General features: G+C 65.5%; 22 protein-coding genes, 1 tRNA gene and 1 pseudogene. 13 read left to right on the top strand and 11 right to left on the bottom strand.

Going from position 1 to position 25,300, the window contains the following annotated elements; translation table 11 throughout:
- Positions 1–87 precede the first annotated feature (87 nt).
- Positions 88–684 (top strand): nucleotidyltransferase family protein, encoded by a 597-nt coding sequence (locus VHN57_RS12190; protein WP_125987072.1) that lies wholly within the window; start codon positions 88–90, stop codon positions 682–684.
- A gap of 42 nt (positions 685–726) precedes the next feature.
- Here VHN57_RS12190 and VHN57_RS12195 read toward each other — a convergent pair whose 3' ends face one another.
- Entirely contained in the window at positions 727–2,397 is a 1,671-nt protein-coding gene (locus tag VHN57_RS12195; RefSeq protein ID WP_048937021.1) for an MFS transporter, read from the bottom strand.
- Between the two features lie 47 nt (positions 2,398–2,444).
- A complete protein-coding gene (locus tag VHN57_RS12200; RefSeq protein WP_278986083.1) occupies positions 2,445–3,179 on the bottom strand; it encodes a metallophosphoesterase family protein in 735 nt (244 codons plus the stop codon).
- Between the two features lie 172 nt (positions 3,180–3,351).
- Between VHN57_RS12200 and VHN57_RS12205 the strand changes: the two genes are divergently transcribed.
- The 5 genes from VHN57_RS12205 to pgl all read left to right on the top strand — a co-directional run bounded on the left by VHN57_RS12205 (position 3,352) and on the right by pgl (position 9,103).
- The gene (locus VHN57_RS12205) at positions 3,352–4,560 is read left to right on the top strand and encodes an acetyl-CoA C-acetyltransferase (RefSeq protein WP_278986085.1); all 1,209 of its coding nucleotides are present in this window, start codon (positions 3,352–3,354) and stop codon (positions 4,558–4,560) included.
- A gap of 126 nt (positions 4,561–4,686) precedes the next feature.
- Complete coding sequence (locus tag VHN57_RS12210) at positions 4,687–6,864, top strand: 3-hydroxyacyl-CoA dehydrogenase NAD-binding domain-containing protein (protein ID WP_278986086.1); 2,178 nt, start codon at positions 4,687–4,689, stop codon at positions 6,862–6,864.
- Between the two features lie 63 nt (positions 6,865–6,927).
- Positions 6,928–7,932 (top strand): UDP-glucose 4-epimerase GalE, encoded by a 1,005-nt coding sequence (gene galE / locus VHN57_RS12215; RefSeq protein ID WP_214866711.1) that lies wholly within the window; start codon positions 6,928–6,930, stop codon positions 7,930–7,932.
- Entirely contained in the window at positions 7,929–8,405 is a 477-nt protein-coding gene (locus VHN57_RS12220) for a YbaK/EbsC family protein (protein WP_278986088.1), read from the top strand. The genes galE and VHN57_RS12220 overlap by 4 nt, the downstream gene beginning before the upstream one ends.
- A gap of 5 nt (positions 8,406–8,410) precedes the next feature.
- Complete coding sequence (gene pgl, locus VHN57_RS12225) at positions 8,411–9,103, top strand: 6-phosphogluconolactonase (protein WP_278988743.1); 693 nt, start codon at positions 8,411–8,413, stop codon at positions 9,101–9,103.
- Between the two features lie 129 nt (positions 9,104–9,232).
- On the opposite strand, the gene VHN57_RS12230 is transcribed toward pgl, so the two are convergent.
- Complete coding sequence (locus VHN57_RS12230; RefSeq protein WP_278988745.1) at positions 9,233–9,499, bottom strand: hypothetical protein; 267 nt, start codon at positions 9,497–9,499, stop codon at positions 9,233–9,235.
- 57 nt (positions 9,500–9,556) lie between these two features.
- Here VHN57_RS12230 and VHN57_RS12235 point away from each other — a divergent pair, with 57 nt between their 5' ends.
- Together VHN57_RS12235 and VHN57_RS12240 are read left to right on the top strand one after the other, a co-directional pair.
- A complete protein-coding gene (locus VHN57_RS12235) occupies positions 9,557–10,693 on the top strand; it encodes a pyridoxal phosphate-dependent aminotransferase (RefSeq protein WP_423283998.1) in 1,137 nt (378 codons plus the stop codon).
- A gap of 94 nt (positions 10,694–10,787) precedes the next feature.
- Positions 10,788–11,150 (top strand): TonB-dependent receptor domain-containing protein, encoded by a 363-nt coding sequence (locus tag VHN57_RS12240; protein ID WP_423284000.1) that lies wholly within the window; start codon positions 10,788–10,790, stop codon positions 11,148–11,150.
- A gap of 31 nt (positions 11,151–11,181) precedes the next feature.
- Here VHN57_RS12240 and VHN57_RS12245 read toward each other — a convergent pair.
- The 5 genes and pseudogenes from VHN57_RS12245 to VHN57_RS12265 all read right to left on the bottom strand — a co-directional run bounded on the left by VHN57_RS12245 (position 11,182) and on the right by VHN57_RS12265 (position 15,671).
- Positions 11,182–12,358 (bottom strand): annotated as a pseudogene (locus VHN57_RS12245) (IS3 family transposase).
- A gap of 60 nt (positions 12,359–12,418) precedes the next feature.
- Positions 12,419–12,559, bottom strand: coding sequence for an Arm DNA-binding domain-containing protein (locus VHN57_RS12250; RefSeq protein ID WP_287429813.1), 141 nt, complete (start codon positions 12,557–12,559; stop codon positions 12,419–12,421).
- 162 nt (positions 12,560–12,721) lie between these two features.
- Positions 12,722–12,797 (bottom strand) — tRNA-Ile (locus VHN57_RS12255).
- 26 nt (positions 12,798–12,823) lie between these two features.
- Positions 12,824–13,864 (bottom strand): polysaccharide deacetylase family protein, encoded by a 1,041-nt coding sequence (locus VHN57_RS12260; protein WP_278988327.1) that lies wholly within the window; start codon positions 13,862–13,864, stop codon positions 12,824–12,826.
- 73 nt (positions 13,865–13,937) lie between these two features.
- On the bottom strand, positions 13,938–15,671 hold the full coding sequence (locus VHN57_RS12265; RefSeq protein ID WP_169860366.1) for a sensor histidine kinase: 1,734 nt from the start codon (positions 15,669–15,671) through the stop codon (positions 13,938–13,940).
- 200 nt (positions 15,672–15,871) lie between these two features.
- On the opposite strand from VHN57_RS12265, the gene VHN57_RS12270 reads away from it, so the two are divergent.
- The gene (locus VHN57_RS12270) at positions 15,872–16,345 is read left to right on the top strand and encodes an Lrp/AsnC family transcriptional regulator (protein ID WP_004207648.1); all 474 of its coding nucleotides are present in this window, start codon (positions 15,872–15,874) and stop codon (positions 16,343–16,345) included.
- A 97-nt stretch (positions 16,346–16,442) separates the two neighbouring features.
- Here VHN57_RS12270 and VHN57_RS12275 read toward each other — a convergent pair whose 3' ends face one another.
- Both VHN57_RS12275 and VHN57_RS12280 read right to left on the bottom strand, forming a co-directional pair.
- Positions 16,443–17,720 (bottom strand): tetratricopeptide repeat protein, encoded by a 1,278-nt coding sequence (locus tag VHN57_RS12275; protein ID WP_278987135.1) that lies wholly within the window; start codon positions 17,718–17,720, stop codon positions 16,443–16,445.
- A gap of 107 nt (positions 17,721–17,827) precedes the next feature.
- Positions 17,828–19,099, bottom strand: coding sequence for a YfgM family protein (locus VHN57_RS12280; RefSeq protein WP_004207650.1), 1,272 nt, complete (start codon positions 19,097–19,099; stop codon positions 17,828–17,830).
- 276 nt (positions 19,100–19,375) lie between these two features.
- Between VHN57_RS12280 and gyrA the strand changes: the two genes are divergently transcribed.
- On the top strand, positions 19,376–22,111 hold the full coding sequence (gyrA, locus tag VHN57_RS12285) for a DNA gyrase subunit A (protein ID WP_423284004.1): 2,736 nt from the start codon (positions 19,376–19,378) through the stop codon (positions 22,109–22,111).
- Positions 22,108–22,455: a DUF952 domain-containing protein gene (locus tag VHN57_RS12290; protein WP_423284006.1), complete on the top strand. Its 348-nt coding sequence runs from the start codon at positions 22,108–22,110 to the stop codon at positions 22,453–22,455. Before gyrA ends, VHN57_RS12290 begins: the two co-directional genes overlap by 4 nt.
- Before the next feature lie 43 nt (positions 22,456–22,498).
- On the opposite strand, the gene VHN57_RS12295 is transcribed toward VHN57_RS12290, so the two are convergent.
- Positions 22,499–23,614 (bottom strand): glycosyltransferase, encoded by a 1,116-nt coding sequence (locus tag VHN57_RS12295; protein WP_278987139.1) that lies wholly within the window; start codon positions 23,612–23,614, stop codon positions 22,499–22,501.
- 65 nt (positions 23,615–23,679) lie between these two features.
- Between VHN57_RS12295 and VHN57_RS12300 the strand changes: the two genes are divergently transcribed.
- Positions 23,680–24,537: a lysophospholipid acyltransferase family protein gene (locus tag VHN57_RS12300; protein WP_278987136.1), complete on the top strand. Its 858-nt coding sequence runs from the start codon at positions 23,680–23,682 to the stop codon at positions 24,535–24,537.
- A 32-nt stretch (positions 24,538–24,569) separates the two neighbouring features.
- On the top strand, positions 24,570–25,214 hold the full coding sequence (locus VHN57_RS12305; protein ID WP_278987129.1) for a phosphoribosylanthranilate isomerase: 645 nt from the start codon (positions 24,570–24,572) through the stop codon (positions 25,212–25,214).
- Positions 25,215–25,300 lie beyond the last annotated feature (86 nt).

Genomic DNA, 25,300 nt, shown 5'->3' on the forward strand with positions numbered 1-25,300 from the left:
CCCCGGCTGGACACAACATCGCTGTGGTGGCAAATCACAGTCTAACGGGAACGCACCACATAAAAATGTCATTACAATCGCAAGATCATGCGCACTGAACGCATCGCCGCCGTCCTTCTGGCAGCCGGCATGTCGACCCGCTTCGGCGAGGAAGACAAGCTGATGGCCGACCTGCGCGGCAAGCCGGTTGCCGCGCACACGCTGGAAACCATCGCCTCCATGGCCTTTGCCGAACTGGTCGCCGTCGTGCGGCCCATCGAATTTGCGCCGGTGCTGCACCGCAAGCTCGACCGGCGCGGCTTCGATATCATCGTCAACGAGCGTCCCGAGGAAGGCCTGTCGAGCAGCATCCGGCTGGCGGTCGAACATGTGATGGACAAGCGCAAGGTGCGCGGCATCCTTATCTGCCTGGCCGACATGCCCGACGTGCCGCAGACCCATTATAACCATATCTGCATGGCGGCCGAGGACATAAGATCGGTCGTCGCCAGCACCGACGGCTTCTCTTCCTCGCCGCCCGCCTTCATTGGCCGCAAGCATTTCCCCGAATTGCTGGCACTGAAAGGGGATCAGGGCGCCCGCGCCCTGCTGAGCCATGGCATCCAGATCGAGACGATCGGCAATGTGCTGCACGACATCGATACGCCGGAGGATCTTGGCCGCCCCCCGGTGACACCGACCTGAGGCACAAAAGGGGCAGGCGAAGCCGCTTTGCCTTGCCCCGCTTCAGGTCGATCGCGTCGGATCGGTCAGCCCGTCGCCCATTTCCCGCGGATCAGGGGCACGACTGAGCGGCAACGAGCCGGTCTGGCGTTCCAGCATGCGATGCACCACTGGCGGCTTGCCGCCACTGTGCAGCGCGTGGATCGTGTCGCTGTTGGTGATGTCGGCGATGGTACGCCGCTGGTTGTGGCGGACATAGTCGAGCCAAGTCGACACATGATAGCGCTCGACCCAGAGTTCGGGATCGCCCAGGTCGCGCATCAGCGACCAGCCATGCGCGCCATCGCGCTTGCGAATGCGGCGGCGCTCGCTCATCGCGCTGAGGAAGGGGACGACCGACCCCACCGGGATGCGATATTCGATGGTGATGACCACCGGGCCGCTGCGCGGCTCGACCGGCACCGCCGTCTCCGGCTCGCGCCAGCGATTCTGGAGATCGAGATTGTCATCGCCGATCTGCGGCAGCGGACGAACGAAGCCGATCAGCGCGGCGACCAGTTGCACCGCGGCGGAGGCATAGAGCGCCTCGACCACGCCATGATCCTCGGCCAGATTGCCGAACAGCCAGGCGCCGATCGCCATGCCGCCGAACGCCGTCATCTGATAGATGGCGACGGCGCGGGCGACGACCCAGCGCGGCGCCGACATCTGGACCGACACGTTGAAGGTCGACAGCGCCATGACCCAGCCCGCCCCGGCGAGCAGATAGCCGAGCAGCGCCAGCGCCAGATAGCCCGACATGGCGGTGATCGCCGTTCCCGCCGCCAGCGACAGGGCAGCGGACCGCACGATTGCCTCGATCGAGAAGCGCGCGCGCAGCCGCCGGGTGGACAGCGCCCCGGCCACCGCGCCGACGCCGAAGGCACCGCTGGTAAGGCCGAAGGTCAGCGCGCCGCCGCCCAGCACATCGCGCGCCACCAGCGGCATCAGCGCCGACACCGCACTGGCACCGATGCCGAAGGCGCCGCCGCGCAGTAGCACGAGCTGGATCTTGGGCGACATCGAGACATAGCTGACACCGGCCCACATCGCGACGCCCAGCCGCTCGCGCGGCAGCAGTTTGGGCGGCAATTCCGGCCGCCAGCGCGCCAGCACCGCGACCAGGCCGATATAGCTGACTGCATTGGCCAGGAACGCCGCCGCCGCGCCCGCCGCCGCGACGATCACGCCGCCCAGCGCCGGGCCGGTACTACGGGCAAGATTGAACCCCATGCTGTTCATAGCGACGGCACTGGGCAGCACGCTGCGCGGCACCATGTCGCCGACCGATGCCTGCCAGGCCGGGCCGTTCACCGCCGTCGCGCAGCCGATCAGGAAGGTGAAGCCCAACAGCGTCCAGGGCGTCAGCGCGCCGAGCCAGGCGACCAGCGCAAGGGCAGTCGACACCAGCAGCATGAACAGCTGACAGGCCATCATCACCTTGCGCCGATCCAGATTGTCGGCGACCGCGCCGGCCCAGAGCGAGAACAGCATGATCGGCAGCGTCGTGGACGCCGGCACCAGTGCCACCAGCACCGGCGAAGCGGACAGCGAGGTCATCATCCAGGCCGCACCGACCGACTGGATCAACCCGCCGAAATTGGACGCCAGGCTCGCGATCCAGATCGCGCGGAAGATGGGAATGGCAAAGGGCGAGGACGGCTGGGGGGACTCGGTGTCAGGCACGAAAACCATCAAGCGGATTTAGGAACGTCGGTCAAACCCGCGACTCGGCCTTTGGTTCACATCCGTCCGGTACGCAGCGCCCGGCCCCAGTCGGGCCGCCCCCGTGCGTCGGCCGTGGCGGCCGCGCGTTCGACATCATAGGCGACCAGGACGATCTCCGCGTGCCAGCCGTCGGCCATCCGCTCGACCAGCCCATAGCGCGCCTCGGGCGATCCGGTCTCCACCTTGTGCGGCCAGGGCCGGTCATCGTCATAGGCCGGCAGGCCCACGCTGCCCGGATTGACGACCAGCCCGCCATCGGCGCGACCATGGATGCGCGGCACATGGGTATGGCCGCACAGGATCAGCGGCGCGACAACGCCCCCTGCCCGCGCCTCGACCTCCGCCTCTGTCGCGGCGCGCAAGCCGGTGGGTTCGACCGTTTCCAGCCAATAATCGATGTCGCTGCCCGGCGTGCCATGGACCATGAGCATCTCATCCGTCAGCCACAGCGTCTCGGGCAAGGCGGCGATCCAGTCGCGATGGCGCGGCGCCAGCAGATCATGGGTTGCCCGGTCCGACGCGCCCATCCGATCGGGCGCCAGCGTCAGCAATTGCCGCTCATGATTGCCCCGGATCGTCGGCATATCCAACGCCATAACCCGATCGGCAGTCTCGCAGGGGAAGAGCGGCCCCGACAGGATGTCACCGAGATTGACACATAGATCGACATTGCGCGCAGCCATATCCGCCAGCACGGCGTCGAGCGCATCGATATTGCCATGAATGTCGGAAAGAACCGCAATCTTCACCTGGTGCTTGTCCTGCTGCAATCGCGCCCCACATCAGGCCCGCACCTGACCTTACGGCAAGGCCATGTCGGCGGAAACCGACCATTTCAGGCTTGCACTTTACGTAAACGTAAATACATTCAGGGCCACTTCCGGTGCGCCAAAAGCCGCCAACGGAGAGGGAAAAGGAACCATGGAAGCCTATATCTACGACGCCGTCCGCACGCCCCGTGGCCGGGGCAAGAGCGACGGTTCGCTCCACGACATCACCCCCATCCAGCTTGCGACGCAGATGCTCGAAGCGGTGCGCGACCGCACCCAGATCGACACCGCAGACGTCGACGACGTGATCCTGGGCTGCGTCAGCCCGGTCGGCGAACAGGGCGCGGATATCGCGCGCGTCGCCGTGCTCAACGCCGACTATGCCCAGACCGTGCCGGGCGTGCAGATCAACCGTTTCTGCGCATCGGGCCTGGAAGCGGTCAACATGGCCGCGGCCAAGGTCTATTCGGGCGAAGCGATGTTCGCGATCGGCGGCGGCGTCGAATCGATGAGCCGCGTGCCGATGGCATCGGACGGTGGCGCTTGGGCGATGGACCCGGCGGTCGCCTACAAGACCTATTTCGCGCCCCAGGGCATCGGCGCCGACGTGATCGCCACCAAGTTCGGCATCAGCCGCGACGATGTCGACGCCTATGCCGTCGAGAGCCAGCGCCGCGCCAAGGCCGCCTGGGACGAAGGCCGTTTCAAGAAGTCGATCGTGCCGGTCCGCGACGTGATCGGCGGCATCGCGCTCGACCATGACGAACATATGCGCCCCGACGCGACGATGCAGTCGCTCGGCAGCCTGAAGCCCAGCTTCCAGGCACTGGGTGAGGACATGCCCGGCTTCGATACCGTCGCCCTGCTGCGCTATCCCGAGCTGGAAAAGGTCAACCATGTCCATCATGCCGGCAACAGCAGCGGCATCGTCGACGGCGCCGCCGCCGTGCTGGTCGGCAACAAGGAAATCGGCGAGAAATACGGCCTGAAACCGCGCGCGAAGATCAAGGCGATGGCCTCCATCGGGTCCGAACCGCTGATCATGCTGACCGGCCCGGAATTTGTCGCCGGCAAGCTGCTGACCCGTGCCGGCATGACCACCGCCGACATCGACCTGTGGGAACTGAACGAAGCCTTCGCCTCGGTCGTGCTGCGCTACATGCAGGCGATGAACCTCGACCACAGCAAGATCAACGTCAATGGCGGCGCGATCGCCATGGGCCATCCGCTGGGCGCCACCGGTGCCATGGTGCTGGGCACTGCGCTCGACGAGCTGGAACGCTCGGGCAAGGGCACCGCGCTCATCAACCTGTGCGTCGGCGCGGGCATGGGCACCGGCATCATCATCGAGCGCGTGTAAGCAATATTACCACCCCGTTCGGGCTGAGCGAAGTCGAAGCCCGTCATCGAACGCAGTGAGATGCCTTCGCTACGCTCAGGCGAGCCCTTCGACAGGCTCAGGGCGAACGGGGGAGAGGAGATCAAAATGAACACTATCGCATTCGACATCGATGCCGACGGCATCGCCACCCTGACGATCGACGTGCCCGGCCAGTCGATGAACGTCATCGGCCCCGACTTCCTGGCTGACCTCGACACCGCCATCACCCGCATCGCGTCGGAAGAGGGCATCAAGGGCGCGGTCATCGCATCGGGCAAGGACAGCGGCTTCATGGCCGGCATGGACCTGAAATATTTCGGGTCGATGCTGGCCAGCGCCGATGGACAGCGCCCCGCCCCCACCGCGATCTTCGACAATGTGTTCGTCCTGAACCAGCTGTTCCGTCGCCTGGAAACCGCCGGCAAGCCGGTCGCCTGTGCGATCGAGGGCACCTGCGTCGGCGGCGGCTTCGAGCTGGCGCTGGCCTGCCATCGCCGCTTCGTCGGCGACAGCCCCAAGACCCAGCTCGGCCTGCCCGAAATCCTGATCGGCCTGTTCCCCGGCGGCGGCGGCTCGCAGCGCCTGCCGCGCATCATGGGCGTGCAGGCGTCGCTGATGTACATGCTGCAAGGCAAGCTGTTCCGCCCGGCCGAAGCCGCGATGCTGAAGGTCGTCGACGGCGTGGTCCCGCAGGGCACGGCAGCTGCGGCGGCGAAGGAATGGGTCAAGGCCAACCCGACCGCCAGCACCCAGCCCTGGGACGTCAAGGGCTTCAAGGTGCCCGGTGGCGCCGGCGGTTTCAACCCCGCCTTCGTCCAGACCATGGCCGGCGCCCTGCCGATGACGCTCAAGCAGACCCAGCGCAACATGAACGCGCCGATCGCTTTGCTGTCGGCGGTCTATGAGGGCATCACCCTGCCGATGGACCGGGCGATCCGGATCGAGAGCAAATATTTCGCCAAGGTCGCTGCCGATCCGCAGGCGTCGAACATGATCCGCACCCTGTTCGTCAACAAGCAGGCGGCCGAGCGCGGCGCGCGTCGTCCCAAGGACGAGCCCAAGGCGCCGACGACCAAGCTCGCCATGCTGGGTGCCGGCATGATGGGCGCGGGCATCGCCACCGTCGCGGCGCAGGCCGGCATGGACGTGGTGCTGTTCGACCGCGACCAGGCCTATGCCGAGAAGGGCAAGGCCCATGTCGAAGCGGTGCTGGCCAAGCGCCTGGGCCGTGGCATGACGCCCGAGAAGATGGCTGCCACCCTGGCCCGCGTGACGCCCACCACCGACTATGCAGCACTCGCCGGCGCCGACTTCGTGATCGAGGCGGTGTTCGAGGATGTGAGCATCAAGGCGGAAGTGACCACGCAGGTCGAAGCCGTGCTGGGCGCCGACACCATCTTCGGTTCCAACACCTCGACCCTGCCGATCACCAAGCTCGCCAATGCCTGGTCCAAGCCCGAGAATTTCATCGGCGTCCACTTCTTCTCGCCGGTCGAGAAGATGCCGCTGGTCGAGATCATCCTGGGCGAAAAGACCGGCCCGGCCGCGATCGCCAAGGCGCTCGACTTCGTTGCCCAGATCAAGAAGACCCCGATCGTCGTGCATGACAGCCGCGGCTTCTACACCTCGCGCAGCTTCGGCACCTATGTGCAGGAAGGCGCCGAACTGGTCGGCGAAGGCATCAACCCGGCGCTCATCGAAAATGCCGGCAAGCAGCTTGGCATGCCGACCGGCCCGCTGGCGGTCAGCGACGAAGTGTCGATCGAACTGGGCGTCAAGATCATGACCGCCGCCAAGAAGGAACTGGGCGACGCCTATGTTCCCCAGGGGTCGGACGACATCATGCTCAAGATGGTCGAGGCCGATCGCCTGGGCCGCAAGAATGGCAAGGGCTGGTACGACTATCCCGAAGGCGGCAAGAAGCATCTCTCGCCGGTGCTGGGCGATCTGTTCCCGCGCGCCGACGCCCAGCCGGATGTCGAGGAAGTCAAGGAACGCCTCCTCTATCGCCAGCTGATCGAATGCGCCCGCTGCTTCGAGGAAGGCGTGCTGGAAACGCCGGAAGATGGCGATATCGGCGCGATCTTCGGCTGGGGCTTCGCGCCCTATACCGGCGGCCCGTTCAGCCATATGGACACGGTCGGCATCGCCCATGTCGTGGCCGTGCTGGACCGGCTGGCCGCCGCCCATGGCCCGCGCTTCGCCCCCACGGCGCAGCTGCGGGAAATGGCTGCAAACGGCGCTACCTTCTATCGCCCGGCGCCGTCCCGCGCCGCAGCATAAACGCTTGTAAAGCCCCTCGCCCGTCGGCTAGTCCTCGCCCCCTATCATCTTGGGGAGTGAGGAATGAGCGACAAGCCCACGGTTCTGGTCACGGGCGGGGCCGGCTATATCGGCAGTCATGCCGTATTGGCATTGCGCGACGCGGGCTATCCCGTTGCGGTCATCGACAATCTCACCACCGGCTTTCGCTGGGCCATTCCCGACGATGTGCATTTCACCCAGGGCGACATTGCCGACCAGCCGCTGGTCGAAGCGCTGCTGAAGGAACAGAATGTCGGCGCGATCATGCATTTTGCCGGTTCGATCATCGTGCCGGAATCGGTCGAGAACCCGCTCAAATATTATCACAACAACAGCGCCAAGAGCCGCAACCTGATCGAAAGCGCGGTCAATGCCGGGGTGAAGCATTTCATCTTCTCCTCGACCGCAGCCACCTATGGCGTGCCCAAGGAAAGCCCGGTTCGGGAAGACAGTCCCAAGCTGCCGATCAACCCCTATGGCATGTCGAAGCTGATGACGGAGATCATGCTGGCCGACGTCGCCAAGGCCCACCCGCTCAATTTCTGCGTGCTGCGCTATTTCAACGTCGCCGGCGCCGATCCGCAGGGCCGCAGCGGCCAGTCGACCGCTGGCGCCACCCATCTGATCAAGGTCGCGGTGGAAGCCGCGCTGGGCAAGCGCAGCCATGTCGCGGTCATGGGCACCGACTATGACACGCCCGATGGCACCGGCGTGCGCGACTATATCCATGTGTCCGACCTCGCCAATGCGCATGTCCTGGCACTGGAAGCGCTGATCGCGGCGCCGGAGGAAAATTACACGCTCAACTGCGGCTATGGCCGGGGCTTCTCGGTGCTCGAAGTGCTTGATGCCGTCGATCGCGTCACCAACATGACGATCGACCGCCGGATGGAGGGCCGCCGCGCTGGCGATCCGGACTCGCTTATCTCCGACAATCGCAAGATCATGGCGCAATTCCCCTGGCAACCCAAGCACGCCAATCTGGAGGAAATCGTCAATCATGCGCTCGCCTGGGAACGCAAGCTGAGCGACATTCGCGGCCAATGAGTGACGCAAGCGTCCGCGCCTTCTTCGCCGCGCAGGCGCCCGATGTCGTCATCATCGATCAGGGCGTCAGCACCGCAACGGTGATCGAGGCGGCGGCCGCGCTCGGCGTCGAACCGGCGCGTATCGCCAAGACCCTGTCGCTGCGCGTCGGCGACAGGGTGGTGCTGGTCTGCGCCCGCGGCGACGCCCGCCTGTCCAATGGCAAGGCGAAGGCCGCGCTGGGCGCCAAGCCGCGCATGCTGGGCGCGCATGAGGTGGAGGAGATTACCGGCCATCCAGTCGGCGGCGTCTGCCCCTTCGGCCTCGCCAGCGCCCTGCCCGTCTATTGCGATGTCTCGTTGCAGGCGTTCGACACCGTGTTTCCGGCGGCGGGATCGCGCACCGCCTCGGTCGAACTGACGCCCGAACGGCTTGCCGCCTTGACCGGGGCGCAATGGATCGACATCTGCACCCTTCCCGAAATCGTCGAGTGAGAGCCATGCCGACCGAACATATCTTTGCCACCGGCGCCGAAGCTGCCACCGACATCGCCGCCCGCATCGCCACCCTCTTGTCGGAGGCGATAGCAGAACGGAGCGTCGCGACGCTGGCCGTCTCGGGTGGCCGCTCGCCCCGCCCGGTGCTGGAAGCGCTGTCGAAGGTTCCGCTCGACTGGACGAAGCTGATCGTCACTTTGGTCGATGAACGCTGGGTCGATCCGGTCAGCGCCGACAGCAATGAACGGCTGGTGCGCGAAACCCTGCTCCAGGGCCCGGCCGCCGCCGCCCGCTTCGTGCCGATGAAGAACAGCGCCGCCGACGCCTATGCCGGCCAGAGCGCGGTCGAGGCGGACTTTGCCGCCCTGCCCTGGCCGTTCGACATCATCCTGCTCGGCATGGGCGATGACGGCCATACCGCCTCGCTCTTCCCGGAGGGCAAGGAACTGGCCGAGGGGCTTTCCACTCAGGCTTACACCATCGCCGCCACCCCGCCGGTCGCGCCGCACCAGCGCCTGTCGCTGACCGCGCATGCGATCCTGCAAAGCTGCCACATCTTCCTGCAGATCGGCGGCGCGGGCAAGAAGGCGGTCTATGACCAGGCGCTCGCCGGCGGTCCGATCGAAGAACTGCCGATCCGCCTCGCCCTGCTGCAGGACAAGGTGCCGGTCGAGGTGTGGATCGCCGAAGCCTAAAAACATCCTCCCCTGCAAGGGGAGGGGGACCATTTGCGCAGCAAATGGTGGAGGGGTATCCCGTTTGCGATAGGGCGCCCCCCCTCCGTCACGCGCTTCGCGCGCGCCACCTCCCCTTGCAGGGGAGGATTATCGGTCGCGCACCGCATGTTTCGAGATCAAATAGCGCCACACGCCGACCGCGTTGATCGCCAGCAGCGCGACATTCTGCCAGCCGATCCCCTCGCTGTCCTTGCCGAGAAAGCCCCAGCCGATCAGCGCGATCGAGCTGGTGACGAACAGTATGAACGCCCAGCCGGTGATCCGCCGCCCCAGGTTCAGCGACACGACCAGCGCCGCGAGCGTGGCGGCGCCGGCACCATAATATTGCAGGGCGGTGAGCAGCGCCTGGTTCATGCCAGACAGAACGTAGCGGCCATGGACATGGTTGCCCGCACAGAATAGGCACCCGGCATGATTGCCCAGATCGATCCCTTCCACGCCATCGCCATCAGCCGCGAGGCCCATGCCCTCAAGGCCCAGGGCCGCTCCATCCTGCACATGGAGTTCGGCCAGCCCTCGACCGGTGCGCCCGCCGCCGCCATCGCGCTGGCGCATGAGGTGCTCGATACCGACCCGATGGGCTATTGGGAAAGTCCGGCGCTCAAGGGACGGATCGCCCGCCTCTATGCCGATCGGCACGGCGTGACCGTCGATCCCGAACAGATACTGCTGACCTGCGGCGCTTCGCCCGGCCTGGTGCTGGCGCTCACCAGCCTGTTCGCGCCCGGCGCCCGCGTCGCCACCGCGCGGCCGGGCTATGTCGCCTATCGCAACACGTTGAAGGCGCTCTATCTGGAGCCGGTCGAAATCGCCTGCGGCCCGGCCGAACGCTATCAGATCAGCGCCGATGCGCTGGCGGCGATCGAGCCAGCACCAGACGGCCTGATCCTCGCCAGCCCGGCCAACCCGACCGGAACGATCATCCCGGCCGACGAACTGGCGGCGATCGCCAAAGTGTGCGCGACACGCGGCATCCGCATCATCTCCGACGAAATCTATCATGGCCTCAGCTTCGGCGAACCGGCGCGGTCGATGCTGGAATTTGCCCCCGATGCGGTGATCGTGAACAGCTTCTCCAAATATTTCAGCATGGCCGGCTGGCGGCTGGGCTGGATCGTCGTGCCCGCCGACCTGATCGGCGCGGCGCGGGCGCGGATGGGCAATTTGTTCCTGACGCCCCCGGTGCTGGCGCAGCAGGCGGGGCTAGCTGCTTTCGACTGCACCGATGAGCTGGAAGGCCATGTCGACACCTATCGCCGCAACCGGCAATTGCTGCTCGACGCCCTGCCCGCGTTCGGCCTCGCCAGCATCGCGCCGCCCGACGGCGCCTTCTATATCTATGCCGATATCAGCCATCTCACCAATGACAGCCTGGCCTTCTGCCAGAAGCTGCTGCGCGAGACCGGCGTCGCCACCGCGCCCGGCATCGATTTCGATCCGGTCGACGGCCATCGTTTCATCCGCCTGAGCTTCGCCGTCTCGACCGACCGGGTCGAGGATGCGATCGCGCGGATGATCCCGTGGTTCCAGGCGCAACCAAGCCGCTGAAAGGCAGCGGGCCTAAAAAGGTCCGTAACGCCATCTGCAATCTTGCGAGGAATAAGCGAGGCCGCAAATGGCGGCATCTGAGGCCGATCAAAAGATGGTGCGGGCGGAAGGGATGGATTTCGCGATTGACGGCGCCATCACGCCCGACTGGCAGATTACCGCCGGTTATTCCCACACGCTCGACAAATATCGCGAGGATGCGGATGCCACGAAGATCGGCACTTTGTTCGACACCGACGTGCCGCGCGATTTGGTCAAGGTGCTGACGAACTACCGCCTGCCGGGCAATCTCGACACCATACGTGTCGGCGGCTCGTTTTACTGGCAAAGCACGATCTACAACAATGGCGCGACCTCCGGCATCGCCTACCATGAGGAGCAGAAGGCCTATGCGCTGGTGGGCCTCAACGCCAGTTGGCAGGCAATGCCGAACCTCGACATTCGCGCGAACATCTGATCTGCCCCCACCGAGTGGCCCGATTGGTTTGTTAGTGGATTAAGCCCATCGCCGCCATATCCGGACGGAGGTGGAGCGAAGCGGAACCGGAGGCCGGATATGGCGGTGTCGCCGTTTCCGGTGCCGGCGGTCGGTAGCCCAAGCTGCTGTGAGGGCGAACGGTGTTGTAATGCCGCCGCCATGCCTCGATCAGCACCTTGGCCTCAGCGAGGCTGTAGAAGATCTCGCCGTTGAGCAGTTCGTCGCGAAGCGACCCATTGAAGCTTTCGTTATAGCCATTCTCCCATGGTGATCCCGGCGTGATATAGAGCGTCTTCACGCCGATCTGCCCCGACCATTTCTGGACGGCGGTCGCGATAAACTCGCTACCATTATCGGATCGTATATGCGCTGGTGGCCCACGCGAGATGAACAGGTCAGCCAGCGCCGCCAGCACATCCTCGTGTTTGAGCTGCCGGGCAACGATGAGTGCCAGGCATTCCCTGCTGGCCTCGTCGATGATCGTCAGAATCCGGAACTTGCGGCCATCGTGCGTGCGCCCTTCGACGAAGTCGTAGGCCCACACATGCCTGGGATACTCAGGCCGCAAGCGGATACATGATCCGTCGTTGAGCCACAGGCGTCCCCGTTTGGGCTCACGCAGCGGGACCTTCAGTCCTTCGCGTCGCCATATCCGCTCGACCCGTTTGTGGTTCACCGTCCACCCCGCATGGCATAGCAACGCCGTCACTCGGCGGTAGCCATAGCGGCCATATTGCTTCGCCAGCGCGACGATGTCCTCCGTGAGCGCCTGTTCGTCATCTGCCCCACGCGGCACCTTGCGCTGTGTCGATCGATGCTGCCCCAGCACCCGGCATATCCGTCGCTCGGACACCCGGATCGGCAAATCTCGTCGCAACTGATCGATGCAGCGCCGCCGCCGCGCGGGGCTCAGAAGTTTCCCTTGGCAGCTTCCTGCAAGATCAGCTTGTCCAACGTCAGATCCGAAATCGCCCGGCGTAGCCGCTGGTTCTCTTTCTCCAGATCCTTCATCCGCCTCGCCTGGTCGGTCTTCAGGCCACCATATTCCTTGCGCCAGGATAGTATGTCTGCTCGCTGACTGCGATCCCGCGGCACGCCTCTGCTGTCGAGGCTCCCTGCGCCAGAACAATCTCAACTTCACGCAGCTTGCCGATAATTTCTTCCGGCTTGTGCTTCTTGCTCGGCATTCATCGTCCCTTTCGTGGTCCAGACTATCATAGTCTCTGGGCCACTCAGCGGCGGGCAGATCACAGTCCTATCCGATATCTGTAGCGCCAGATTTTTCCGCCGGCAGTGGTGACGTAGAGGAAAAGCCCTTGAGAATCAGCAAGTCGGTAATCGCTCGCAGCAGGCTTGGCATTCTTAATTTCGATGATGGTAAGCGACATGAGATTATGCCCTCAAATCGGCCCGCCATGCCCGCAAATATGCCCACAGATTCGCTGAACTGTCCTGGTCTGCCCTGACCTGTCCTGAACAGCAAAAATGCTGAAAAACCCCATTATTTCAGAGGTTTATTATAGCATCCTAACTGTCTTGAAAGCAATATTTGGTGGGCCCGGCAGGACTCGAACCCGCAACCTAGCCGTTATGAGCGGCCAGCTCTAACCATTGAGCTACAGGCCCCACCTTGAACGCGGCGATAAGGAGCATCAGGCGGCTTGGCAAGCCTCCGCGCGCGCCGGAATGGCATCCAGCAACTGATCCAGGCTGACCGCCGCCACGCCGCGCCGCGCCAGATGGCTCAGCACCCTATCCCACCAGCCGTAAAAGGCGGTGCGATCGGCCTCGTCACGGACATAGGGCGTGTGGCCCGGCTCCAGTGTGGGCGAATGGAAACTGAAATTGAGGACGCGCACGCCTTCCTCGATCAGCGCGTCGATCGCCGTCGTCGCTTCGGCTGCAGTGATGCCTTCGGGCGTCAGCGGCACGCGCGAGAGCATCCGCGCCCGCGCCAGCGCACCGGCCAGCGGCCCCATCGCCTGAGTCGCGCGATAAAGTCCCTCGCCACCGCCCCGCAACAGGCCGGTGATCGCCGTCGACAAGGGCAATTCGACCAGGCTGCGTGTCGGCCCCGCCCAATAGGGATTTTGCGGCAGTCCATGGAAATCGGGGCCATGCTGATCGCTGTAATCGAACCGACTGCGCACCGAGGTATCGAGGCGAAAGCCCGCCGCCTCCAGCAGCCGCGCACTGTTGGGGCCGACGCCATAGCGCCCCGCCCGATAGGCGATCGGCCGCCGACCGAAGCGATCCTCGATCCGCCGGCACAGCGCCTCCAGCTTGGCTGCTTCCACCGCCTCGGGCAGCGAACCGACATAGGAATTGGCGGCGTTCACATCCTCGACATGGGGCGGATTGACCCAGGGGTGGAGATGCGCGCCGACATCGGCCTCGCCCGCTGCCACCCACGCCCCCATCATCCCGGCGGCCGCATCACTGTCCACCACCGGATAGTCGGTCACATAGACGGGCTTCACCCCGGCCGCCGCAAAATAGGCCTGGCCGCGTGCCATGCCGGCCAACGCCGTCACGCCATGGCCTTCCCGACGGAAGGGCGCATTCCAGTCGAATTCCTCCTCGGTATCGACGAACAGCATGAAGCGGGTGCCGAACGCGGCCGGAAGCGCAATCATGTCCTCGGGCAGCGGCGCCCGAAGCAGATTGCCGTCATGATGATGAGCTGATTGCATCGCCCTTCCCTATCCCGCAATGGTTGCGATAGGGTTTCGTTCCGGTCAAGCCCGCGCCCGACCAGCCCGAAAATCAGCCATTGCCAACGACATCCTCTTCCATCCCGTCAACCGGGATGCGCAGCAGGAAACGGTCCGGGCCGACATCCAGGCTACCGCCGCAACCGGCCGCCAGGCTGCGGATCAGACGCAGCGAGAAGCCCAGCCCCAGCAACGGCCCGTCCGCCCAGTCACCCTCCGGCGTATAGCCCGGATCGAGCAGATGCGCCTCGTCCATGCCGCTCAGCGTCGACGGGCGGTCGATCGCCAGCACCACCTTGCCCGACGCGCCATCGGGCTGGAACCAGCAGGCGCCGGTCACCGCCTCGCCCTCGGGCGCGACGGAAATCAGCGTGCGCAGCAGATGCTGCACCATGCGCTCGCCCTGCACCGGATCGATACTGATCTGTGGCAGATCCTGCGACACGGCGATGTCGATCGGCGTCACCGCCCGGCCATCCTGATCGCGGAAGCGGGCCGCGACCTGCATCACCAGCAACGCCGGATCGATCGTCTGCGGCGCACCGATGCCGTCGCCGCGCGATACCTTGGCGGCCAGATCCAGATCGTCAAACGCCGCCAGCAGATGGCGCGCATCGACCGCGATATTGCCGGCCATCTCGCGATATTCGACGCCGGCCGGGCCGAACAATTCCTGTTCGATAATCTCGGCAAAGCCCAGGATCGCGTTCAGCGGCGTGCGCAGTTCATGCACCAGTTGGCGCAGCGAATCCGCCGATAGGCCGGCAATCGTCACCGGTCCCGACGGCGTCGTCGCCACTTCGTGCAGATAGGGGCGCCGTGCCTGGCCGCGATAGCCCTGGAACCGGCCGGACCGCGGATCAAAGAAGGGGGTTGCCGACAGGCGCCATTCGCCTGCCATCATCCCGCCGATGATGGTGAAACGGCCATTCTGGAAACCGCTGCGGCGCTGGAAGGCGCCGGCGACATGGCCATCGGGACCGCTTGCCCCTTCCAGCGCGATTTCGCCGAGCGACAGGCCGACCAGCGCGGCGCGCGGCCCCTGGTCCACCCAGACCAGCACGCCGGTGGAATCCGTCTCGAACGCGAAGAAATGCGGCTGTTCGGCGCGCAGCGCGGGCTGCGTCACCGGCGCGACGATGATGTCCTGCGGCGGCGTCTCTTCGGGCGGGCGCCGGGTGCTGGTGAAGCGCGCGATGCGGTCGACCAGGTTGCGGATCTGGTCGGGGCCGGGTTCGGCCACCGGCTGCGGCGCAACTTCCGGCTCGACGACGGGCTCGGCCGCGAGCGCCATGTCCGCGGTCAACAACATGTCGGCTTCGCGGACGCTCGTGCCGCTGGTCAGCACCAGGTCGGTCGGGCCAAAGGCTTCGAGCCCCTGCCGCGTTTCGGGGCCGATGTCGCGACGGCCGCGCAGCACGCCGCGCGCCGTGGGGCTGAGGTGCGGCAGCAGTGCGGCCCACAGCGGATCGGACAGGCGCGCGCGTGCCATCGCCGCGCCGGCGATCGCCGGACGGTCACCGGCAAAGAAGCGGATCAGGCTGGCCGAACGCAGCCGGCCACCCAGTTCGACGACGGTCGCGATTCGCTGCATTTCAGACAGTTGCGGCCGCAACTGAGCCAATCGGCCGAGCAGAGCCTCGCGATCGGGTGCGTCCATGGGGGGACGATCATAGCGATCATGCTGCGCCAGCAGGTCGACGCATTGCCGCCACAGCGTCACCGCGCCCACGCCGCTGCGATCGTCAGCAGCCAGCACGGTTTGCATGATGTCGTTGAAGCGCAACCAAAGTCCCCATATTCAAGCGGTAACAGGCGGCATGCCCGCATCGCTGTTCGTTACATCCTAACCGATAAGCAGTCCTTACCCAAAGCGAAAGCGTGATTTCGACGCACAATATGAGCGTCGCATAGTGGGACAATTGCATTGCGCTGAAATATTATTATGATGCGCCCGCAGTAACAGGTAAGGAAATAATCAATCTGATGGCGGGGCCCAATATCGACGACATCGACCTGCAGATCCTGGGCGAATTGCAGGACAATGGCAGGATGACCAATGTGGATCTGGCGCGGAAGGTCGGGCTGACGGCACCGCCGTGCCTGCGCCGCGTCCGCGCGCTGGAGGAAGCCGGCGCCATCACCGCCTATCACGCCGTGGTCGATCCGGCGATGCTGGGCTACACCATCACCGTGTTCGCGATGGTCAGCCTCAAGAGCCAGGCCGAGGCCGATCTCAAGGCGTTCCAGGACCATGTCGACGCCCTGCCCGAAGTGCGCGAATGCCATATGCTGAACGGCGAGATCGACTTCATCCTGAAGGTGGTCGCGCGCGATCTGCAGAGCTTCCAGCAATTCCTGACGTCGAAGCTGACGCCGGCACCCAATGTGGTGAGCGTCAAGACGTCGCTGACGATCCGCACGTCGAAGAATCTGCCCGGCGTCCCGCTGCCGGTCTGATCCGGCAAGCCCGCGACAGCCGGCACACAAGCGCAACGAAAAAGGGCCGGCCCCCACGGGGGGACCGGCCCTTTTTCCTGTCATGTCGCGCCCGCGATCAGCTGGCGGTCTGCGCCGTGCCCTGCTGCGCCGATTTGCGATGCTGCAGATCGACCCAGACCGACCAGAAGCCGGCGACATTGCTCCAGTTGCCGCTGGTCACCTGGGCCAGCGTGGTCTTGCCACCGGCCAGATCGCCCGAACGGGCCAGCGCGATGCCCAGGCGCGCATTGGCATGGCCCTGATCGACCCCGCCCTTGCTCAACGCCAGCCGATACTGCTCCACCGCCTGCGGATATTGACCGAGCGAGAAATAGCTGTCGGCCGCATTCAGCGCCGCCTTGCCATCGCTCGCCGCCGCCGCTTTCTTCGCCAGCGCGGGCATAGCGGCGATATCCTTGGTCGCCTTGGGCGTCACCGCCTTCAGCAGCTGCGCCGTGGTCGCCTGGCTGGTCGTCAGCTTGCCGGCCGAACGGCCCGCCTCGATGATCGCCTTGGCTTCGGCAAAATTGCCGGTCTTCTCGGCCAGCTGGGCATAGGTCTGGTAATCGCGCTCGCTCGCCATCGCGCCATTGGCAGCCTGCAGGCGATAGAGGTCGAGCTGGATCTGCGGGTCGCTTTCCTGGCCGGCCAGATAGTTGGTCAGCGCCGAACGCCATTCGGGGGTCGACGGATAGACCTCCAGCCGCTCGCGATAGAGGCTGCTCACCTCATCCCAGTCATTGGCCTGATAGGCCATGGAGATAGCGCGGTCATACCAGGCGGCCGGGATCGGCTGGCCCGATGCCTTCTGCTGCGCCAGCGCCTCCTGCACATAGGTGCGGGCTTCCTTGGACTTGTTCTTGCGCATCGCGATATCGGCGCGCAGCATGGTGGCGTCGATGCCCGAATAGCCCAGCGTCTTGGCATAATCGAGCTGCGCCACCGCATCGGTATAGTTCGCGACCATGTAGGACAGATAGCCGGCGATGAAACGCAGGCGCGGCGCGTCCGCCTTGGGCACCGAACTGGTCTTGAACATGTCGGTCAGCGCGATCCGCTGGGCCTGGATGTCCCGGCGCAGCACCGCCACCTCGAAACGCAGGCCGGCCGCAGCATAGGCTTCCATGTCGGTGGTCGGGTTGAGCGACGCGATGCGCAGATTGGCGGTCGACGCGTCACGCGCCTTGATCGCGGTTTCGGCGGCCTGCACATCGGCGCGGAAGGCGTCCGACATCTCGATCGGCGGCCCTGCCACCACGATCTTCTTCTTGGCCGCAGCCGGCGTCGCCAGCATGGCGCCGGCCAGCACGACCGGCAGTCCGATAGTCAGAAAAACAGGATTCCGCTTGGCCATGACAGGCCTCCCCCACTGCAATATCCCGGCCCCCGGCCGGTCATTCAAAAAAAATGAAGGCGCACAGACCGCCGAACCAGCGACGATCTGCGCGCCTTATACTAATTTCAGGCCTTGGTGCCCAGATAGGTCAGCCACAGATCGGCGATCTGCTTGCGCGCACCGCCCTGGACTGCCTCGAACGCCGACTTGGCGCCGGCATTGTCGCCACCCATGGTCTTGGCAATGCCCAGGCGGGTGTTGATCTCGTCGGCGTCGACGCCACCCTTCTGCTTGGCCAGTTCGAACATCGCCGCCGCCTTGGCATAGTCGCCATAGCCCAGATAGGCGTCGCCGGTCGCAGCCGCGACCTTGCCATTGGCGGCCTTGCCGGCATCCGCTTCGGCGGCACCCAGCGACGACTTGTCGCCCGGAATGCGACCCACGGCGGCCTGATAGATGTCGCCCGCCTGGCTGGCGTTCAGCACGCCCTTGGCGCGGCCGGCGTCGATCGTCGACTTGACCTCGCCATAAATGCCCGTCTTCGACGCCATTTCGGCCAGTTCGGTGAAGTCGGCAGCGACCACCAGCCCCTTGGCCGCCGACATCAGGCGCAGCACGTCCAGATTTTCGCGGTTGGTGATGTTCGGGTTCGCCTGCTGGAACAGGCGGATCAGCGTGCGCAGATTTTCACCGCTCGGATTGGCGGCATAGGCCCACTTGGCCCAATCGGTGACTTCCGGCAGGCGCGCGGCAGCCGCACGGCTGACGCCGATCTGATACCATTGCGCCGGCACGGGCTGGCCCGACGCCTTGGTCGCGTCCGCCGCCGCCTTCAGCGCAGCGAGGCCCTGCTGGTTGAAGCCACGCGCCGGCTCGGCCGAGGCATTGCCGGTGCCGGCCTTGCCGAAATAGGCCTGGGCGATGGTCGGGTTGACCTGCTCGGCCTTGTAGCCGGCAGCCAGCGCCGCCTGGCCACGCGAAATCGCAACGTCGTAATTCTTCTGGGCGAGAGCCGCATCGGCCGCCACCATGTTGAACTGGCCGGTCTGCTCGGGCGGCGTCAGGCCGCTGTCGAGCATCTGGTTGAGACCTTCCATCTTCAGCGCGTCATCCTTGCTCTGGATGCCGGTGTTCAGCTTGATCGCGCCGATCTGGTACTTGTCGTCGTTCGACGCCGCCTTGCCGTCAGCCTCGGTCAGCGCCGTCTTGGCACCGGCGAAATCCTGGGCATCGGACGCCTTCTGGGCCGCCTGGAGCGACTTGAGCACTTCGGGCGACACGTTCAGCTTGCGGCCGGCCGGCTTTTCTTCCTTCTTCGCGGCGGAGGCGGGAGCCGAAACGGCGCCGCCGGTCAGCGCCAGAGCCAGCGCGAGCGACAGCGGGGTAACAAAACGCATGATCCTCATCTCCTTTTCGCGCCTGACAGGGGGACCACAGGCGACATCCGGGTTGAACGCCGATTAGGGGTCGGCGCGTGAACGGGCTTTGAACAAGCCTATATCCGCGCATTTTGCAACTGTCATGCTGCCGCTTCGTTCCGCTTTTCTTCGCGCCCGCCAATCACCGCCTTGGCTGCACATGCGGGCGCGCGGGCGCGCGCGAGGGGTGACAGATTTGTTTCGCTCGGCTAGTGCAGTGGCAACGCATCACACCCATCCAAAAAGAGAATCGCCTTGACCGACGAGACCGTCCTCGCCGACCCTTCGGACATCAGCCCCATCAGCATCGTTGATGAGATGAAGTCGAGCTATCTCGACTATGCCATGTCCGTGATCGTCTCCCGCGCCCTGCCGGACGTGCGCGACGGCCTGAAGCCGGTGCATCGCCGCATTCTCTTCTCGGCCCAGGAATCGGGCTTCGTCTACAACCGCCCCTATCGCAAGTCGGCCCGTCTGGTCGGTGAAGTCATGGGTAAATACCACCCCCATGGCGACAGCTCGATCTACGACGCCCTGGCCCGCATGACCCAGGACTGGTCGATGCGCGTGCCGCTGATCGACGGTCAGGGAAACTTCGGTTCGATGGATCCCGATCCGCCAGCCGCCATGCGTTACACCGAAGCGCGCCTGGCCAAGGTCGCGACCGCGCTGCTGGACGATCTCGACAAGGACACCGTCGACTTCACGCCCAATTATGACGCGTCGGAAAGCGAGCCGCAGGTGCTGCCCGCCCGCTTCCCCAACCTGCTGGTCAACGGCGCCGGCGGCATCGCGGTTGGCATGGCGACCAACATCCCGCCGCACAACCTCGGCGAAGTGCTGCGCGCCTGCCTCGCCTATATCGAAAACCCGGCAATCTCGACCGACGAACTGATCCAGATCGTCCCCGGTCCCGATTTCCCGACCGCGCCGCTGATCCTGGGCCAGTCGGGCGCCCGCAACGCCTATCATACCGGTCGCGGCTCGATCCTGATGCGCGCCCGGCACGAGGTGGAGGAAGGCCGCGGCGACCGTCGCTCGATCGTCCTCACCTCCATCCCCTATCAGGTCGGCAAGAGCGGCCTGGTCGAGAAGATCGCCGAAGCCGCCAAGGACAAGCGGATCGAGGGCATCAGCGACATTCGCGACGAATCGAGCCGCGAAGGCGTGCGCATCGTCATGGACCTGAAGCGCGACGCCACCCCGGACGTCGTCCTCAACCAGCTGTGGCGCAACACCCCGGCCCAGTCGAGCTTCCCCGCCAACATGCTGGCGATCCGTGGCGGCCGCCCGGAACTGCTGGGCCTGCGCGATATCATCGAAGCCTTCGTCAAGTTCCGCGAAGAGGTCATCACCCGCCGCACCAAGTTCGAGCTGAACAAGGCGCGCGACCGCGCCCATATCTTGCTCGGCCTGGTCGTCGCGGTCACCAATCTCGACGAGGTGGTGAAGATCATCCGCGGTTCGGCCAGCCCGGCCGCCGCCCGCGAATCGCTGCTGGCGCGCGAATGGCCGATCGGCGAGATCGCGCCCTATCTCGCCCTGGTCGAGGCGATCGAGACCGAAGTCAGCGGCGAGAGCTACAAGCTCAGCGACGTGCAGGTCCGCGCCATCCTCGACCTGCGCCTCCACCGCCTGACCGCGCTCGGCCGCGACGAAATCGGCAAGGAACTGGCCGAACTGGCCGAAGCGATCGCCGAATATCTCGCCATCCTGGGTGACCGGGTGAAGCTCTACGCCGTGATGCGCGAAGAGTTCGAGGCGATCGAGAGCGAATTCGCCACGCCGCGCGTGTCGGTCATCGCCCCTGCCGCCGACGGCATCGATGACGAGGATCTGATCGAGCGCGAGGAGATGGTCGTCACCGTCACCGTGCAGGGCTATATCAAGCGCACCCCGCTGGAGAGCTTCCGCGCCCAGGGCCGTGGCGGCAAGGGCCGTTCGGGCATGGCGACCAAGGATGAGGACGCCGTCACCGAATTGTTCGTCACCTCGACGCACACGCCGGTGCTGTTCTTCTCGACCGCGGGCAAGGTCTATCGCCTCAAGGTCTGGCGCCTGCCCGAGGGCGGCCCCGCCACCCGCGGCCGGCCGATGATCAACCTGCTGCCGCTGGCACCGGGCGAAACCATCCAGACCGTGCTGCCGCTCCCAGAGGACGAGGAAAGCTGGAAGGAACTGCACGTCATGTTCGCCACCGCGAACGGCACCGTGCGCCGCAACAGCATGGATGCCTTCGCCAATGTGCCCAGCAACGGCAAGCTCGCCATGCGCTTCGACGAAGGCAGCGACGATCGCCTGATTGGCGTCGCCCTGCTGACCGAAGAGGATGACGTGCTGCTCGCCACCCGCCAGGGCCGCGCGATCCGCTTCGCCGCCACTGACGTGCGCGAATTCCAGAGCCGCACCTCGACCGGCGTGCGCGGCATGACGCTCAAGGATGGCGACGAAGTCATCTCGCTCTCGATCCTCAAGGGCTTCGACGCGACCACCGAGGAACGCGACGACTATCTGCGCGCTGCGCCGTGGAAGGAGAATGAGGCGACCCCGGCGATCAACAGCGCCGAACGCATGGCCGCCTTTGCCCAGGCGGAACAGTTCATCCTGACCGTTTGCGCCAACGGCTATGGCAAGATCAGCTCGGCCTATGATTATCGCCGCACCGGTCGCGGTGGCCAGGGCATCACCAATATCGACAATATCGCCCGCAACGGCCTGGTCGTCGGCAGCTTCCCGGTCGCGCATGAGGATCATCTGATGCTCGTGACCGATCAGGCCAAGCTGATCCGCATGGGCCTGTCGTCGATGCGCGTGATCGGCCGCAATTCTGCCGGCGTGCGCCTGTTCAACGTCGCCAAGGACGAGCATGTCGTGTCCACCGCCCGGATCGAGGACGGCGAAGATGACAATGCCGAGGCAGCGGTAGAAGGCTCCGTCCAGGGCGCGCCCGAAGCGGCCCCGGAAACTGGCAGCGAGGGTGGCGAAGCGTGAGCGAGCTGTTCGCCTACAAGATCCTGACCGCCGAGCAATATGACCAGTTCAAGGCCGACGGCGTGTTCAAGGGCGCGCCGATCGACCTGCAGGACGGCTATATCCACATGTCCACGCGCGATCAGGCGGCCGAAACGGCGGCCAAGCATTTCGCGGGACTGGATCGGCTGGTGATGCTGATGATCGACCTCGCCCCCTTTGGCGAGGCGATCAAATGGGAAGTGTCGCGCGGCGGCGCGCTCTTCCCCCATCTCTATGGCGACCTGCCGACCAGCGCCGTCGCCGGCAAGGTGATCCTGCGCCTCGACGACGCCGGCAATCATTTGTTCCCGGCCGGGTTCTGATCCATTCCCCTTCTTCCCGAGCCAGCCTCGGGGAGGAAGGGAACTACCCCCGCCCCATCTCCACCACCCGGCCACGCACGACGCGATAGGTCCAGCCGCCCCAAATGATGCGATTGGATGTGGCAGCCTGTAGCTGCACGGCCAGATGCGCCCAGCAGACGGCGAACGGCGCAACCACATCCCACCAGAGCGATCGTCGCGCCCGCGCCGCTTGCGCTGGCTCCAGCACAGACGCCAATATCTGCCGCCGCGCCACCGACCGGCCCCAGGCCGCGCCATAGCCGATCGCGATCGCCGGCCAGCCGCCCCAGCCCAGCGCCCACAGCCAGAAGCCCGATTGCAGCGCGACGGCACCGGTCGCTACCGCCCACATGCGCGGGCTGTTGGTGATGATATGGCGATATTGACGCACCCCAAAATTCCAGAGCGCACTCAACCTTCCGTCCAATGGGCTTGCCACCAGCAGGTCGCGCACCGGCCGCATCCGCAGCTTCGCGCGCCAGCCAGCCAGGCCGATCGCCATGTCGTCGGACAGGCGCCCGGCCAGCGCCGCGTCGATATCGATCCGGTCGGCCGCTGCCCGCGTCATCGCCATCGCGCCGCCCCATGGCATGGTGGAGCTGGCCGCGCGCGGCAGCGTCGCCAGTTGCAGTTCGACCGCGCCGACCAGCGCCGGCATGCCATGGCCGGCCGGCAGCAGCAGCCGATAGCCTGTCACGATATCCGCCTTGCCCCGCACCAGCGGAAAGAGCAGCCGCCCGACCAGCCGCGCCGGCGGCTCGATATCCGCGTCGATAAAGATCAGATAGCGATCGCCGTCGCGCAACGCCTTGAGCGCCGCCCGCAGCTTGTGGACCTTCTGCCCCTCGTCGCGCGCCACGCCGGCGCGCACGATCTGCACCCAATCGGGCTCGGCAGCGGCCAGAGCTTCCGCCGCTGCGCAACGCCCGGACGTCGCCAGCAGCAACCGGAACGGCGCGCTCTGCGCCTTCAGCCGGGTGACAAGTTCGCTGTCACCTTCCCAGTCATCGCGCACCGACAGGATCATGACCGCACCGTCGGGCGCCTCCTCCTGCCGGTCCGCCGGCAGATGGCGCCAATAATTGACCACGCCCATCAGGCTCAGCGCCTGGAGCAGCAGCCACAGCGCCAGCATCATCGTCACCACCAGCCCCCTTCGCGGCTCTTTACCGCCTCAACGGCTCCTGTATGACGGGCAGGACCATGCTCTCCAACCCCTTTCTCTTCACCCTGCTCCGCCTGCTTCCCGCCAGCCTCGCCTCCTGGCTGGGCGGCTGGCTGTCGGCGCATGTCGCCCGCCCCCGGATGAAGCTGCGCGACGCCCGCGCGCGCGCCAATCTGGCGCTGCTGCGGCCCGACCTGCAGCAGGCGGAACGCGAAGCGGTCCTGACCCGGCGCTGGGTGAATGTCGGCCGCACGCTGGCGGAACTCGCCAATATCGACCGGCTGGTGAATGCCGACCATGTGACCGTCATCGACCAGCCCGCCTATCAGGCGGTGCTGGACGGTCCCGGCCCGATGATCGCCTTCACCTGCCATATCGGCAATTGGGATCTGCTCGCCGCCCATATCAAATGGTCGACCGACCGACCTGGCCTTGGCGTCTATGAAGATCCCGAAGACCCCCGGATCGCCGCCCAGCTTAAAAAGGCGCGATCCAGCTATATGGACGAGGCGATCGGCGGCGATGGCGCGGCACGCGGCGTGCTCAAGCATCTGACCCAGAAGGATCGGGCCACCCTCTATATCCTGGCTGACGAACGACGCGACCGGCAGGTCTGGTTCCCGACCTTCGGCCGCGCGCTCGAACCGTCGGGCAATCTGTCGATCGCGCTGCGCCTGGCGCGCAAGGTCGGGGCGCAATTCCTGCCCTTCTATCTGGTCCGCACCAGCGGCCCGCATTTCGCACTGCACTGGCATCCGCCGCTCGATCCCCGGACGATGAGCGATGCGGAGATCGTCGCTGTCCTCGATCGCTTCCTGGGTCAGGCCTGCATCGACCATGCCGATCAGTGGCTGGCATTGCACGACATGGACCTGACCCAGCCTGTCTCAATGTGACTTCCCTTCCCTTACGGTCTAAAGGCCCGCCCATGTCCCGAATCGCGATCAAGATCTGCGGCCTGTCCACGCCGGAGACGGTGGGCGCCGCCGTGCGCGCCGGGGCGAGCCATGTCGGCTTCGTCCATTTCCCCAAGAGCCCGCGCCACGTCGAACCCGACCAGATGCGCGCGCTCGCTGCGGCCGTCCCGGCCCATGTCGATCGCGTCGCCGTGGTCGTCGATGCCGATGACGATCAACTGTCGCGGCTGACCGGCACCGGCGCGCTCAGCGCCCTGCAACTCCATGGCAAGGAAAGCCCGGAGCGGGTCGCCGCCATTCGCCAGCGTTTCGGCCTGCCGGTGTGGAAGGCGATTTCGGTCAAGACCCGCGCCGATATCGACGCGGCCCAGGCCTATGCCGGCACGGTCGACCGGCTGCTGTTCGACGCGAAGACGCCCGATGGCGCGGCGCTGCCCGGCGGCATGGGCCTGCGCTTCGACTGGACCTTGCTGCGCGGCGTCGCCATGCCCGCGCCCTGGGGGCTTTCGGGGGGCCTTGGCATCGACAATGTGTGCGAAGCGATCCGCCTGACCGACACGCCGCTGATCGACGTTTCTTCGGGCGTCGAGGATGCACCGGGCATCAAGAGTGTGGACAAGATCATGGCCTTCTGCAAAGCGGTGTCGGCATGTTGACGCTGAACGCCCCTGCCATGCGCATCGAAGGACGATGGCGCTGATCGCTTCCTGACCACAAGCGAACGCCCATCATTTGTCCCCGG

The sequence above is a fragment of the Sphingobium salicis subsp. salicis genome (assembly GCF_049472635.1).
GTDB lineage: Bacteria > Pseudomonadota > Alphaproteobacteria > Sphingomonadales > Sphingomonadaceae > Sphingobium > Sphingobium yanoikuyae_A.